Annotated in this window: 17 protein-coding genes; 8 read left to right on the forward strand and 9 right to left on the reverse strand. The window is 73.1% G+C overall.

The genetic code is table 11. The features are described from left to right. Positions 1–12 precede the first annotated feature (12 nt). Positions 13–648, forward strand: a complete 636-nt coding sequence (locus A3CO_RS39230) for an excalibur calcium-binding domain-containing protein (RefSeq protein WP_211214585.1) — start codon at positions 13–15, stop codon at positions 646–648. Beyond that, the gene (locus tag A3CO_RS0127955; protein WP_018335567.1) at positions 648–1217 is read left to right on the forward strand and encodes a sortase domain-containing protein; all 570 of its coding nucleotides are present in this window, start codon (positions 648–650) and stop codon (positions 1215–1217) included. The genes A3CO_RS39230 and A3CO_RS0127955 overlap by 1 nt, the downstream gene beginning before the upstream one ends. Positions 1218–1223: 6 nt before the next feature. On the opposite strand, the gene A3CO_RS0127960 is transcribed toward A3CO_RS0127955, so the two are convergent. Continuing rightward, the gene (locus tag A3CO_RS0127960) at positions 1224–2300 is read right to left on the reverse strand and encodes an enolase C-terminal domain-like protein (RefSeq protein WP_018335568.1); all 1077 of its coding nucleotides are present in this window, start codon (positions 2298–2300) and stop codon (positions 1224–1226) included. A gap of 84 nt (positions 2301–2384) precedes the next feature. Here A3CO_RS0127960 and A3CO_RS0127965 point away from each other — a divergent pair, with 84 nt between their 5' ends. Beyond that, positions 2385–3782, forward strand: coding sequence for an FAD-dependent monooxygenase (locus A3CO_RS0127965; protein WP_018335569.1), 1398 nt, complete (start codon positions 2385–2387; stop codon positions 3780–3782). Between the two features lies 1 nt (position 3783). On the opposite strand, the gene A3CO_RS0127970 is transcribed toward A3CO_RS0127965, so the two are convergent. From A3CO_RS0127970 to A3CO_RS0127980, 3 genes are all read right to left on the reverse strand, one after another. Next, positions 3784–4707 carry an SEC-C domain-containing protein gene (locus A3CO_RS0127970; RefSeq protein WP_018335570.1) on the reverse strand — a complete coding sequence of 308 codons (924 nt, stop codon included), beginning with the start codon at positions 4705–4707 and terminating at the stop codon, positions 3784–3786. A gap of 146 nt (positions 4708–4853) precedes the next feature. Beyond that, the gene (locus A3CO_RS0127975) at positions 4854–5261 is read right to left on the reverse strand and encodes a DUF6069 family protein (RefSeq protein WP_018335571.1); all 408 of its coding nucleotides are present in this window, start codon (positions 5259–5261) and stop codon (positions 4854–4856) included. Between the two features lie 96 nt (positions 5262–5357). Beyond that, positions 5358–5630 carry a helix-turn-helix domain-containing protein gene (locus A3CO_RS0127980; RefSeq protein ID WP_018335572.1) on the reverse strand — a complete coding sequence of 91 codons (273 nt, stop codon included), beginning with the start codon at positions 5628–5630 and terminating at the stop codon, positions 5358–5360. Positions 5631–5679: 49 nt separating this feature from the next. Here A3CO_RS0127980 and map point away from each other — a divergent pair, with 49 nt between their 5' ends. Further along, a complete protein-coding gene (gene map, locus A3CO_RS0127985) occupies positions 5680–6450 on the forward strand; it encodes a type I methionyl aminopeptidase (protein ID WP_018335573.1) in 771 nt (256 codons plus the stop codon). Here map and A3CO_RS0127990 read toward each other — a convergent pair whose 3' ends face one another. Continuing rightward, the gene (locus A3CO_RS0127990) at positions 6451–7140 is read right to left on the reverse strand and encodes a 2OG-Fe(II) oxygenase (protein ID WP_018335574.1); all 690 of its coding nucleotides are present in this window, start codon (positions 7138–7140) and stop codon (positions 6451–6453) included. Positions 7141–7216: 76 nt separating this feature from the next. Between A3CO_RS0127990 and A3CO_RS36405 the strand changes: the two genes are divergently transcribed. From A3CO_RS36405 to A3CO_RS0128005, 3 genes are all read left to right on the forward strand, one after another. Beyond that, positions 7217–7993, forward strand: a complete 777-nt coding sequence (locus tag A3CO_RS36405) for a class I SAM-dependent methyltransferase (protein ID WP_018335575.1) — start codon at positions 7217–7219, stop codon at positions 7991–7993. Between the two features lie 61 nt (positions 7994–8054). After that, complete coding sequence (locus A3CO_RS0128000; protein ID WP_018335576.1) at positions 8055–8492, forward strand: VOC family protein; 438 nt, start codon at positions 8055–8057, stop codon at positions 8490–8492. Further along, positions 8492–9130: a winged helix-turn-helix transcriptional regulator gene (locus A3CO_RS0128005; protein ID WP_018335577.1), complete on the forward strand. Its 639-nt coding sequence runs from the start codon at positions 8492–8494 to the stop codon at positions 9128–9130. Before A3CO_RS0128000 ends, A3CO_RS0128005 begins: the two co-directional genes overlap by 1 nt. 28 nt (positions 9131–9158) lie before the next feature. On the opposite strand, the gene A3CO_RS0128010 is transcribed toward A3CO_RS0128005, so the two are convergent. The 4 genes from A3CO_RS0128010 to A3CO_RS0128025 form a co-directional block, all read right to left on the reverse strand. Beyond that, positions 9159–9800: a GAP family protein gene (locus A3CO_RS0128010; RefSeq protein WP_018335578.1), complete on the reverse strand. Its 642-nt coding sequence runs from the start codon at positions 9798–9800 to the stop codon at positions 9159–9161. A gap of 14 nt (positions 9801–9814) precedes the next feature. After that, on the reverse strand, positions 9815–10111 hold the full coding sequence (locus A3CO_RS38510) for a hypothetical protein (RefSeq protein WP_018335579.1): 297 nt from the start codon (positions 10109–10111) through the stop codon (positions 9815–9817). A 98-nt stretch (positions 10112–10209) separates the two neighbouring features. Further along, positions 10210–10827: an NADPH-dependent F420 reductase gene (locus A3CO_RS0128020; RefSeq protein WP_018335580.1), complete on the reverse strand. Its 618-nt coding sequence runs from the start codon at positions 10825–10827 to the stop codon at positions 10210–10212. Between the two features lie 27 nt (positions 10828–10854). Beyond that, positions 10855–11589: an SDR family oxidoreductase gene (locus A3CO_RS0128025; protein WP_018335581.1), complete on the reverse strand. Its 735-nt coding sequence runs from the start codon at positions 11587–11589 to the stop codon at positions 10855–10857. Positions 11590–11714: 125 nt separating this feature from the next. Here A3CO_RS0128025 and A3CO_RS0128030 point away from each other — a divergent pair, with 125 nt between their 5' ends. Next, positions 11715–12590, forward strand: coding sequence for a LysR family transcriptional regulator (locus tag A3CO_RS0128030; RefSeq protein ID WP_018335582.1), 876 nt, complete (start codon positions 11715–11717; stop codon positions 12588–12590). Positions 12591–12616: the final 26 nt, after the last annotated feature.

Raw genomic sequence — 12616 nt, forward strand, 5'->3', positions numbered from 1 at the left:
AGGGGGGAACACGTGATCCGTCCATCACGCGTCGGGCCGTTGGTCATCGCGATGGCCGCCGGCGCGCTGCTCTTCGCAGGACCTGCCGCGGCAGCCGACCCACCCGTCGTCGGCTCGGCCGAGTGCGACGCGCTGGTGGCCAAGGACCCCGGCGTCGTCGCCGCCGGCCAGGGGTCCGCCGGCGGCCTGCCGGACGCGAAGCAGAAGGCTGAGGCCGAGCTCTGCAGTACCCCGGCGGGGACGACGTCCTCCGCGCCGTCCTCGTCGACGTCGACGCCACCGCCGTCGAGTTCGCCCTCGTCGGCGCCGGCGGCCTCCGGTCGTCCTTCGTCCAGCCGTCCTGCCGCGGCTACCGGCGGAACGCCGCCGAACCGCCCGGGACGCCCCGCGGGTGACCGCGATTGCGCGGACTTCGCCACGCAGCAGCAGGCCCAGCAGTACTTCGAGTCCATCGGCGGCTCGGCGACCAACAACGCCGACCGGCTCGACGAGAACCACAACGGCATCGCCTGCGAGAGCCTCGGCGACGACGGCGACAACCAGGACGCCGAGGCCACGACCACGGGCGACGACGGTTCGACGGCGAAGACCTCCGGTGATCAGGTCACCGAGGTGCCCGAGGGCTCGGCCCAGACCGGGGGTGCCTGATGTTGCGCCGCCGCACCGCGGTCGCCGTCCTCGTGACGGCGCTCCTCGCCCTCGTCGCCACGGCGTGTTCGAGCGGCTCCGAGGACGATCAGCCCTTGGCTGCCAGCCAGCAGAGCACGGCCGGCCTCGTCCCCGGGTACTCGGTCTCGATCCCGAAGCTGAACGAGACGTCACAGCTCATCGGGCTCGGCCTCAACGCCGACCGGTCCATCCAGGTCCCGCCGCTGGCCGACCCCATGCAGGCCGGCGTCTACACGAAGGGCCCGATGCCGGGGCAGACCGGACCGGCCGTCGTCCTCGCGCACATCAACGCGAACGGCACGCCCGGCTTCGGCGAGGGCTTCCACACCCTCGCGGCCGGCGACGAGATCAATGTGACGACTCCGTCCGGGCCGGTCAGCTTCGCGGTGACCCGCACGGAGACGGCGCCGAAGGCCGAGTTCCCGACCGCCGCGGTGTACTCCGACACCGTCGGTCCGGAGCTCAGGCTGATCACCTGCGGCGGCACGCTCGACCGCAGCGCGCACAACTACCTCGGCCAGACCATCGTCTACGCGAAGAAGGTCTGACCAGGGTCAGGCGCGGTAGCGGTCCACCGCGTCCTCGTCCCACTCGACCCCGCTGCCCGGCTCATCGGGCAGCACCACCGACCCGTCGACCACGCGGGCGGGGGAGCGGAGCACCTCCGCGGCGACGTCGAGGTACTCGAGCAGGAACGCGCTCGGCGTCACCGCGAGCAGGGCCGCGCTGATCTCCGGCCAGAAGTGGCTGGACACCGGCCGTCCGAAGGCGTGCGCCACCGGGGCGGCCCGCAGCCACCCCGTCACGCCGCCGATGCGCGCGACGTCGAACATCGCGTGGTCGCCGGCGTCGGCGCGCAGGCTCGCCGTCATCTCGTCCTCGCCCCACCAGCTCTCGCCGAGCTGGATCGGCGTCGAGACGGCCGCGCGGATGCGGGCGTGCCCCGCGGCGTCGTCGGCGCGCGTGGGCTCCTCGACCCAGAGCAGGCCCTCGTCCGCAAGGGCGTGGATGCGGCGGATGGCCTCCGGGACGGGCAGGGTCTGGTTGAAGTCGACCGCGAGGTCCGCGTCCGGGCCGACCGCCTCGCGCAGCGCCGCGATGACCTCCCGGTCCCGAGCGAGGCCGGCCGACCCGACCTTCACCTTGTAGGCGCCGAACCCGAGCCGGGCCAGCTCGCCCGCCTCGACCCGGACGTCGTCGGGAGCCATCCGCCGCAGGCTCCCGTAGGCCCGCACCGGCTCGGGCGAACCACCGAGCAGCCGCACCAACGGCAGCCCGGCCCGCCGCGCGAGCACGTCCCAGAGCGCCATGTCGATCCCGGAGATCGCCATCGTCGCGAGGCCCTGCGGGCGGAGCAGCCGCAGCCGGGCCCGTAGGTCGGACTCGACCGCCCGCGGGGCGTCGGAGGTCCCGACGACGGCCGCGCCCAGCTCGGTGACCAGGCTCGCCAGCGCCGGCAGCACCAGCGGCGTGTAGCAGAACAGGTAGGCGTGCCCGACGACGCCGTCCGAGGACTCGACGTCGATCAGCACCAGCGGGGCCGTCGGCACCTCGCCGCTCGCCGTCTGCAGCGGCGGGTCGAGGGGAGCCAGGACCGGGCGTGCGAGGACCGACCGCACCGTCGTCGTCATGACTCGGATTCTCCTGCCACCTCAACGTATAGCGGGCGGGGGGACTTGCCACAAGACCGCCCCCGGAGCCCAGACTCTGCCGCCGTGACCGACGTGCTGATCGTGGGAGCCGGACCGACGGGGACGATGCTGGCGGCGGAGCTGCGGCTGCACGGGGTGCAGGTCGTCGTGCTGGAGAAGCGCGCCAGTGCCACGTGGCGCGCGGGTGGGCTCGGCCTGCACGTGCGCAGCGTCGAGCTCCTCGACCAGCGCGGCCTGCTCGACCGGTTCGAGGCGGAGGCCACGCGGTTCTCCGTCGGGGGGCCCTTCGCGGGCATCGCGCTGCCCTGGCCCGACGACCTCGACACCGCGCACCCCTACGGCCTCGCCATCCGTCAGGAGAAGATCGAGCGGCTGCTGACCGACCACGCCCTCGAGCTCGGGGCGGACATCCGGCGCGGGGTCGAGGCGACCGGCCTCGACCAGGACGACGACGGGGTGACGGTCACCCTCGCCGACGGCGACACCCTGCGCGCCCGGTACCTCGTCGGCGCCGACGGCGGCCGCAGCGTCGTCCGCTCGGCCCTCGGGATCGGATTCCACGGGGAGCCGTCCACGGCCGACACTTACCTCGCCGACGTCGAGCTCACCGAGGACCCGACCGCCGTCGTCACCGAGCTCCGCAGGACCCACCTGCGCTTCGGCATCGCGCCGTTCGAGGGCGGGGTGTCCCGGGTGATCCTGCCCGCCGCCACCGTCTCGGACGGCCCGCAGCCGACGTTCGAGGAGTTCCTCGACCGGCTCCGCGCCTTCGCCGGCACCGACTTCGGAGCCCATTCACCCCGCGGGGTCTCCCGCTTCGGCACGGGCGACCGGCTCGCCGACTCCTACCGGGTCGGCCGCGTGTTCCTCGCCGGCGACGCCGCGCACGTCCACCCGCCCACCGGCGGGCAGGGCCTCAACCTCGGTCTGCAGGACGCGGTGAACCTCGGCTGGAAGCTCGCCGCCGTCGTCGACGGGTGGGCGCCCGCGGGCCTGCTCGACTCCTACGAGGCCGAACGCCGACCGGTCGCCGAGGCCGTCGTCGTGAGCTGCCGGGCGATGGTCGCGCTGCTGCGTGAGGACCCGCAGACGGCGGCGCTGCGGACCCTGCTCACCGAGGTCGGGCAGCTCCCGGGGGTCAGCGCGCACCTCACCGGTCGCATCGCCGCGACGGGCGTCCGCTACGACCTCGGCGCCGACGACGACCGCGTCGGCCGACGGATGCCCGACGTCGAGCTCGGCGACGGCCGCCTCTACGCGCGGATGCACGACGGCCGCGGGGTCCTGCTCGACCGCGCCGGCCTCACCGTCGGCGCCTGGTCGGACCGCGTCGTCCGCCTTCCCGACGACGGGTGTGGTCGCGACTCGCTGCTGCTCCGGCCCGACGGCCACGTGGCCTGGGCCGGTGACGACCAGCAGGAGCTCGAGGACCACCTCGCCCGCTGGTTCGGCGCCGCGTGACTCAGGCGCGCCCGCGGGGCAGGCAGCACTTCTTGTACTTGGCGCCCGAGCCGCACCAGCACGGGTCGTTCCGCCCGGGCGGCCACTCCAGCTCGAAACCGGGCTCCGGTGCCGCGACCGAGTCGTCGGCGTCGTCGGCGAGGAGCGCCGCGAGCAGGTCGGGCGTGCCCACCTCGACCAGCGGCAGGTCCGTCGGGTCGCTCTCCTGCAGGTCGCGCTCGATCATCGCTCGGTGCTCGTCCCACGTGGCGCCGAGCTCCTCGGCCGCCTCGGGCTGCGCCTGCAGGAGACGGTCGAACGCAGCCTGCGGCCAGAAGATGTAGTCCGGTCCCTCGTCGTCGAGCTGCTCGGCGATCCGGTCGACCTCGTCGTAGGGGAGACCGAGGTCGCGGCGGACGTGGAAGCGGCGGACCGCCAGCGCCGACTCGATCTCGCGGGCCTCGTCGGCCTCGGGGCCCGACCCGGCCCGCTCGACGATCTCGGCCGCGGTGGCCAACGCCGAGCTGAGCCACTCCTCGGCGACCTCGGCCCGGCCGTTCTCGGTTAGCGCCTCGGTGACGTAGATGCTTGCCATCTCGTCGCGGGTGAGCTGGGGCCGCAGCGTGTGCAGCTCCTGCATGCCCTCGTCCTCGCGGCCGAAGCGCAGCAGCAACTCGGCGTGCCGGGCGCGGGTCCAGTTCTCGTCGCGCGAGCCCCGGGCCGCAGTCCCCGATCGCTCGGAGAGCGACAACGCGAGGTCGCCGTCGTGCAGGCCCTCGGCGAGGTCGGCCGCCAGCCCGAGCGCGTAGGAGGCGAGATCGGGCTCCGCGAGCCGGTCCTCGTCGACGGCCGCCACCAACCGGTCGATGTACGGCCGGGGATCGTCCGACCCGATCGCCTCGGAGCTGAGCTCGGTCAGGTCGTCCTCAGTGAGTCCGGGTGCCACGGTTCGGCACCGTAGGGGGTCGCCGGGACGCCTGCGGTCGGTGGGCCGGGGAGCGTCGCGGTCGACCTCGGTCCGCTAGGCAGATGATCATGTCGAGCGCGACGTCGCGCTCGACATGATCATCTGCCTAGCAGGCGACGGGGCGGTCAGGCCGCGAGCCGCCGGGCGATCACCGGCACGACGATGGCCGCCGCGACGAGGTGGGTGACCATGAGCAGCAGCTTCGTGGCCGTCGCGGCGTCGACGAGGACGTCGGGGACCAGCGACAGCGCGGTGAGGACGATCGTCGTCCGGACGAACGCGGTGCGCGGGCGGCGGGCGGCGCGGGACAGGACCAGGGCGATCACGAGGCCGATCACCGAGAAGAGCGCGGTCAGCGTGGCGAAGCCGGGGATCGGGACGGGGTTGCCGGCGAGGTCGAGGCTGATCCCGACGGCGTTCCCGGCGGCGGCGACGGTCGAGGTCGCGACCGAGGCGACCGCGGTGGCGGCGAGCCCGCCGAGGACCAGCGAGCCGGTGCGGGTGGTGGCGGCGGGAGCAGTGAGGACGGACATGGTGGCCTCCGAGGGCTGGTGACCGGCCTCGTGCCGGTCTCTCACCCCGGCGTCGAACGGGTTCGCCGTCCTTCGACACCGTCCTCGAGAATTTTCTTAGGCGCTCCGCGACTCCTCGACCTGCGGCGACGGCCGGCACGCGGCGACGAGCTCGTCGAGCGGCAGCGACAGCTCCGCGGCGAGCGCCGCGACGGTGAAGAACGCCGGCGTGGGCACGCGGCCCGACTCGATCTTCCGCAGCGTCTCGACCGGCATCCCGACGGCGGCCGCCACCTCGGTCATCGACCGCGGCCCCCGCGCGGCGCGCAGCACCTCGCCGAGGCGGGTCCCACGCTCACGTTCGTCCGGGGTCAGCGGCAGGCGCACCATGACCGTGATACTAATACCGGGATAGTTATCCCTGCCGTCGGAGCGAGCCATGATCGAGATCAAGAACCGTCACGAGATCGAGCTGATGCGCGAGGCCGGCCGGATCACCGCGCAGGCGCTGGTGGCGGCGAAGGACGCGGCGCGCGTCGGCGTGACGCCGAAGGAGCTCGACGACGTCGCGGCCGAGGTCATCGCGGGGGCGGGGGCCGAGCCGCTCTTCCTCAACTACCGCCCGAGCTCGGCGTCGACACCCTTCCCCGCCGTCACGTGCATCAGCGTCAACGACGCGATCGTCCACGGAATCCCGAGCACCGAGCCGCTGCGGCCCGGCGACCTCGTCAGCATCGACTGCGGCGCCCGCCTGCGCGGGTGGAGCGGGGACGCGGCGATCAGCTTCATCGTCGGCGACGACCCCGACGTCGGCGACCAGCACCTCATCGACGTCACGACGGCGGCGCTCCAGGCCGGGATCGACGCCGCGCAGCCCGGCAACAAGATCGGCGACATCGCGCACGCCATCGGCACCGTCGCCCGCGCCGCCGGGTACGGGCTGATGGAGGGCCACGGTGGACACGGGATCGGCCGCGAGATGCACGAGGCGCCGCACGTGCCCAACGAGGGCCGGCCGAACCGGGGCTACCGGCTGCGTCCCGGGCTGGTCCTCGCGATCGAGCCGATGCTCATCGCCGGCGGCACCGACGAATACCGCGAGGACGACGACGGCTGGACGCTCCGCACCGTCGACCACACCCGCGCGGCGCACGTCGAGCACACCGTCGCGATCACGGCGGACGGACCGCAGGTGCTCACGCAGGTCTGATCAGGCCGCGTCGTGGAAGATCACCCCGAGCACGTGACGTGACCCGCTGTGCACCGTCGACACCCCGTGGCGCATCTGCACCCGGTGGTGGCCTCGCGCGCCGCGGCGGGGGCGGTGGTGGACGGGGAACACGACCGCGTCGCCCTGACGCGGTCGGACGACGGTCGCGCGTGACTGCTGCCGCGGCCGCTGCTCGACGAACACGCTCTCGCCGCCGGTGAAGTCAACGTCCGGCTCGCTGAGCATCACCAGGACCTGCAGCGGGAAGACGAGCTCGCCGTAGAGGTCCTGGTGCAGGCAGTTGTAGCCGGTCGGCCCGTACCGCAGCAGCAGCGGCGTCGGCTTCGTCTGGCCGGCCGCCGCGCACCGGGCGCGGTACTCGGCGTGCGTCGCCGGATACCCGGGCTCGCCGAGCACCTCCGCCCACCGGTTCGCGACGGCGGCCAGGCGGGGGTAGAGGCCGGTGCGCAGCCCGACGACGACGTCCGGCAGCGGGTCCGCGAAGTACCGGTACCGGCCCTCGCCGAACGCGTGCCGGGCCATGACGACGGTGGACCGGAAGCGCGCGTCGTCGTCGAACATCGCCGCCAGCTCCTGGCAGGTCCCGGCGTCGAGGAGCCCGGGCAGGTGGGCGAACCCGGCGTCGTCGAGGGCGGAGCCGAGCGGATCGTCGAGAAGTTCCAGGGTCACGGAGCGGAGAACCCCGCGCCGCCGGACGGCGTTGCAGCGGCGGCTGAGCCGACCCGTCGTCGGGAAGTCCCGGGGTATGGTGGACCTGCAGCAGGAGCAGCGGACGATGCTCTGGACGCTGACCATGCACGCTCACGACGCCGCGTCGGAGCGCCCGATCCTGGGCGACCGGTACGCCGCCGACCTGCTTGCCCGCGTCGACGACCCGCCCGACCTCGGGCTCAGCCTCGGCGGCAACACCCCGCTGATCTGTGCGCGGGCGAAGCTGATCGACGACATCGCGCGCGGCTGGCTGGCCCGGCACGACGAGGCGGTGGTGCTGCACCTGGGCTGCGGGCTGGACAGTCGGGTGCTCCGGCTCGACCCGGGGCCGGGCGTGCGGTGGTTCGACGTCGACCAGGAGCCGGTGATCGAGCTCCGGCGCCGGCTCTACGACGATTCCCGGACGGCGACCGTCGGCGACGTGACCGACCCGTCGTCCTACCGGCAGTTCCCCGCCGACCTCCCGCGTCTCGTCATCGCCGAGGGCCTGCTGATGTACCTGGACCCGGCGGGCGTGCGGACGGTCGTCGACCGCGCGCTGACGCCGGGGAGCACGCTCGTGGCGGACTCGGTCGCACCGTGGGTCCCGTGGGTGGCGGGCCTGCAGCCGGCGATGCGGGCGGCCGACACGGGGTTCCGGTCGTCGACCGCCGACCTCGCCCGGGTCGCCCCGCGGCTCGTCGACGAGCTCTCCCTCGTCGACGCCACCGCGACGCGGACCGACGGCCTGACCTCGACGTTCGTCCGGCTCTTCGCCCTTGTGCCCCCAGCGCGCAACGCTATGGTCCTACAAACGTACGAAAGGCCTTGACCGCTCACTTGTTTTTTGCAAGTGTCATCGCTGTCAGCAGCAGCGATGCAGGGAGAGCCCGATGACCGCGATGTTCGTGAACCTGCCCGTGACCGACCTCGACCGCGCCAAGGCGTTCTACGAGGCCCTCGGGTTCCGCATCAACCCGGCGTTCACCGACCACAACGCCGCGTGCGTCGTCGTGGAGGAGGACCACAACTTCTTCATGCTGCTGCTCCGCGACTTCTTCCAGACCTTCACCGACCGCCCCATCGGCGACCCGTCGAAGGACGTCTCCGTCGCCACCGCGCTGTTCCTCGAGAGCCGCGAGGCCGTGGACGCGACCGTCGCGGCGGGCCTCGGGAGCGGGGGACGCGAGGACCGTCCGGCGTCGGACTACGGCTTCATGTACCAGCGCCAGCTCACCGACCCCGACGGCAACCTGCTCGAGTTCGGCTGGATGGACCCGAAGGCCGCCGCGCAGGGCCCCGAGGCGTTCATGGCGGACCAGCAGGCCTGATGGCGCCCCGGGAGTACGGGCAGTACGACGGGGTCACGCGCGCGATCGAGCTCGTCGGGGAGCGCTGGGCGCTGCTCATCGTGCGTGACCTGCTCGTCGGGCCCCGTCGCAACGGCGAGCTCGCCGCCGGCCTCCCGCGCATTCCGAGCAACATCCTCGCCGCCCGGCTGAAGGAACTGCAGGCGGCCGGGATCATCCGCCGCGTCCCGCGCTCGCGCGTGATCATCTACGAGCTGACGGACTACGGCCGCGAGCTCGAACCGATCGTGCTCGCCCTCTCGGCGTGGGGGTTCAAGGCGCTGGGCGACCCGCGCGAGGAGCAGGTCATCACCCCCGACTCCATGACGATGGCCCTGCGCTCCGCCTTCCGCGCGCAGGTGGCGGCGTCGCTGCCGGCCACCGCCTACGCCGCGCGGCTCGGTCCGGCCGAGCTGCTGATCCGGGTGGACGGGCCGTCGTTGGAGGTGGCGCGTGGGGACGGTCCGGCCGACCTCGCCTTCGCGGCCGGCCCGGACATCCGCCGGATCCTCTCCGGGGAGCTCGCGCCCGGCCGCGCGATCGCCACCGGCGTCGTCGAGGTGATCCGTGGTCCGGAGGTGCTCCTGGACCGCTTCGCGGACACGTTCCACCTCGCGTAGCGCCTTCCCGACGACGGGTCGGTGCCGGTCACGCGGTCACCAGGTGCACGGTGCCCGCGACGATCAGGTAGACGCCGAAGGCGCCGGCGGCGAGCACGACGATCGTGCGGCCGTGGCGGCCGAGCCAGGCGTTGACGGCCGTGACCGCCCGGATCGTGGTCTCGGGCCAGATGGCGTGGGCAACGACCGGGATCTCCACGACGAGCATGTAGATCGCGGCCACGAGCAGCACGCTCAGGATCGTGACGAGCACGGCCGCGTGGGCCTTGGCGATCGCGTGCAGGGCGGCGAGGTAGAGGGGCGAGGGGGAGTACATGACCAGCCCGACGGCGAGGAGGCCGAGGAGGTCGAGTTCCTTGCGCTCCGTGGCGGCCTTCGGCCCGCGCGGTGGTCGGAACCAGACGTAGATGGCGGCCCCGACCAGCAGGACACCGATCGCGAGGTCGACCCACGCCGGCACCGTGCGGTGGTGCGGGTCGCGCTCGACCCCGGTCCCCTGGAGGATGAAGACGACCGCGAAGCCGACGCCGAGGGTGGCGATCACGGCCCCGGCCAGGAAGATGAGGGCCCGCTTCCAGGGCTGGGGGTTGACCAGCAGGAACGCGACGAACAGCAGCGCCGGGGGATAGAGGGCGGCCCCGAAGGCGGCCGGGACGGCTTCGCTCAGCACGGGGTCGTCCGGGCTCAGGACACCGGCACCCCGGCGTCCCGGGACGACGTCCGCTGCGCGGGGATCGGGGTCGGCGTCGGGTTGCGCCAGGCACTGAGGCCCGCCGCCTGCGCGGTCCGCGCCGCCCCGTACGCGTGCAGCGCGAGCTGGGCGGGCGTCATCTCCGTCCGCTGCTGCCAGCGGCGGGCCGCCCCGACGGCCGCGGCGCCGCCGAGGGCGAGGCCGAGCGTGGCGAGCATGCTGCCGACGCCGGTGAGCACGGCGCCACTGATCAGCAGGCGGGTGTTGACGAGCTGCGACGGCTGGGACACGAGGACCTCCCGGGGTTGCGAGTCCTCACCGTCGGAAATTGCCCGCCACCCACACATCACCCGCAACAGGTGACCCACGGGCGACGGGCGCCCGTCGCTCAGCCGGTGAACTCGGCGACCCCGAGGGCGAAGTTGCCGTGGCCCACGCCGTGCCCGGCCAGGCCGACCGCGACGAGACCCATCCCCTCCAACCAGGTCGCCATCCGGAGCCCGCCGACGTCGAGCGGGCGGAGCCCGATGCTCTCGACGAACGCCGCGACGCCCGCCTTGGCCTCGGTGCTGTCGCCGGCGACGAAGACGTCGGGCCGACCGTTCTCCAGGACCCCCGAGAAGATCGTGTTGAACGCCTTCACTACGGCGGTGTCGGCGGGTGCGACGTCAGCGGCCTGCTGCGCGACGGAGGTCTCGGCGTCGTGAGCCAGCCCGTCGAAGGTCGCGTTGAAGGGGTTGCTGATGTCGACGACGACCTTGCCGGCGAGGGCGTCGCCGAACTCGGCGACGGTCGGGACGACCGCGGCAGCCAGCAGGGCGGTGATGACGATGTCGCCGGTCGGGGCCTCGCCCCACTTCCCGGCGGTGGCGCCGAGGCGGGCCGCGAGGTCGTCGGCCTTGGCCTGGTCCCGACCCATGACCTCGACCGTGTGCCCGCCCCTGATCGCCAACCCGGCGAGGGTGCGGGCCATGTTCCCGGTGCCGATGACGGTGATGCTGCCCATTGTCTGTCCTTGTCTCGTGAGTGGTTGTCAGATGGCGGTGGTGCCGCCGTCGGCGACGAGTTCCAGCCCGTTGACGTAGCTGGAGTCGTCGGAGGCGAGGAAGAGCGCGATCGAGGCGATCTCCTCGGGACGGCCCATGGCGCCGCGCGGGATGAGCGATTCGAACGCGGCCTTCGTGGCCTCGTCGAACAGTTCTTCCTGCTTGGGCGTGGCGACCTGTCCCGGCGTGAGGACGTTGACCCGGATGCGGCGGTCGCGCAGTTCGTTGAGCCAGACGCGGGCCCAGGCCTGCTGCACGGCCTTGCTCCCGGCGTACAGGCTCCAGCCGGGAAAGGCCCCGAGCGAGGCGTTGGAGCCGGTCATGAGGATCGAGCCGCCGTCGTTGATCAGCGGCAGCGCCTTCTGCACCGTGAAGAGGGTGCCGCGCGCGTTGAGCCAGAACGTGCGGTGGAACTGCTCTTCGGTGATCTCGCCGAGCAGGCCGGGCTCGCCCATGCCGGCGCTGGCCCACAGCACGTCAATCGCCCCGTGCTCGCGCTTCACGGTGTCGACCAGGCGGTCCAGGTCGTCGAGGTCGGACGCGTCGCCCGGCACGGCGATGACGTTCCGTCCGATCTGTTCGACCGCGTCGTCCAGTTCCTTCTTCCGCCGCGCCTGGATGACGACGTGTGCGCCCTCCTGGACGAACAGCTGGGCTCCGGCGAGCGCCATTCCACTCGATCCGCCCGTGATCACCGCGACCTTGCCGTCGAGCTTTCCCACGGTTCCTCGTTCCCGACAGTTGTGCACTTCGGCCATTTTCGACCCTGCCTTCGCGGTGAATCGGTGTCCAAGACCCGTTCTGGCGGCGGTGATAGCGTCGAGGCATCACCGTGACGGGAGCGGCCGTGGACCTGGACCTGCGCAAGCTGCGGTACTTCGTCGCGGTCGCCGACCGGCTGCACTTCGGCCGCGCGGCCGAGGAGCTGCACATCGCCCAGCCGGCGCTGAGTCGCCAGATCAGCGCTCTGGAGCACGACCTCGGCGCGTCTTTGTTCGTCCGCGACCGGCACGGCGTGGCGTTGACCGACGCGGGTCGTCAGCTGCGCGAGGACGCGGGCCCGCTGCTGGCGTCGGCGGCGGCCGTCCGACGTCGGGTGCGCGTCGCGGCCGAGGGCGGCCGGCGGCTGGTCGTCGGCTTCCGCGCCGGCATCCCCGTCATCCCGGCGCAGCGGGCCTTCGCGGCGCGCCACCCCGACGTCGTCGTCGAGGTGCAGCGGACGGACGGCGACGACCAGGCCGCGATGCTGCTCGACGGCCGGGTCGACGTCGGGTACCTGCGGCTCCCGGTCGACGAGACCGGCCTCCGCGTCGTGCCGCTCTACGCCGAGCCGTGGGTGGTGGCGCTGCCCGTCTCGCACCGCCTGGCCGGCAAGGAGGAGATCGCCGAGGCCGACCTGGCCGGGGAGACCGTGGTCTGGCACGGCGACCCGAGCACCCAGCCGACCCGACACCCGCTGTCCGACTCCGGCCTGCGCGCCCGCGGCGTCGACGAGAAACTCGAGCACGTGGCCGCCGGACGGGGCATCTCGTTCGTGGTCCGCTCGGAGGCCGGCTTCCACTCGCGCCCCGACATCAGCTACGTGCCCATCCCCGACCTCGCGCCCGACGAGGTGCTCCTCGCGACGACGGCGTCACGCACCTCGCCGCTGGTCGAGGACTTCGTCGCTGCCGCCCGGGCGACCGCCGAGATCACCGCGGAGTGCGGAACCGTCGGTCGCTGAACTGTCCATTCAGCGCCGGCAGTCGG

The sequence above is a fragment of the Actinomycetospora chiangmaiensis DSM 45062 genome, from assembly GCF_000379625.1.
GTDB lineage: Bacteria > Actinomycetota > Actinomycetes > Mycobacteriales > Pseudonocardiaceae > Actinomycetospora > Actinomycetospora chiangmaiensis.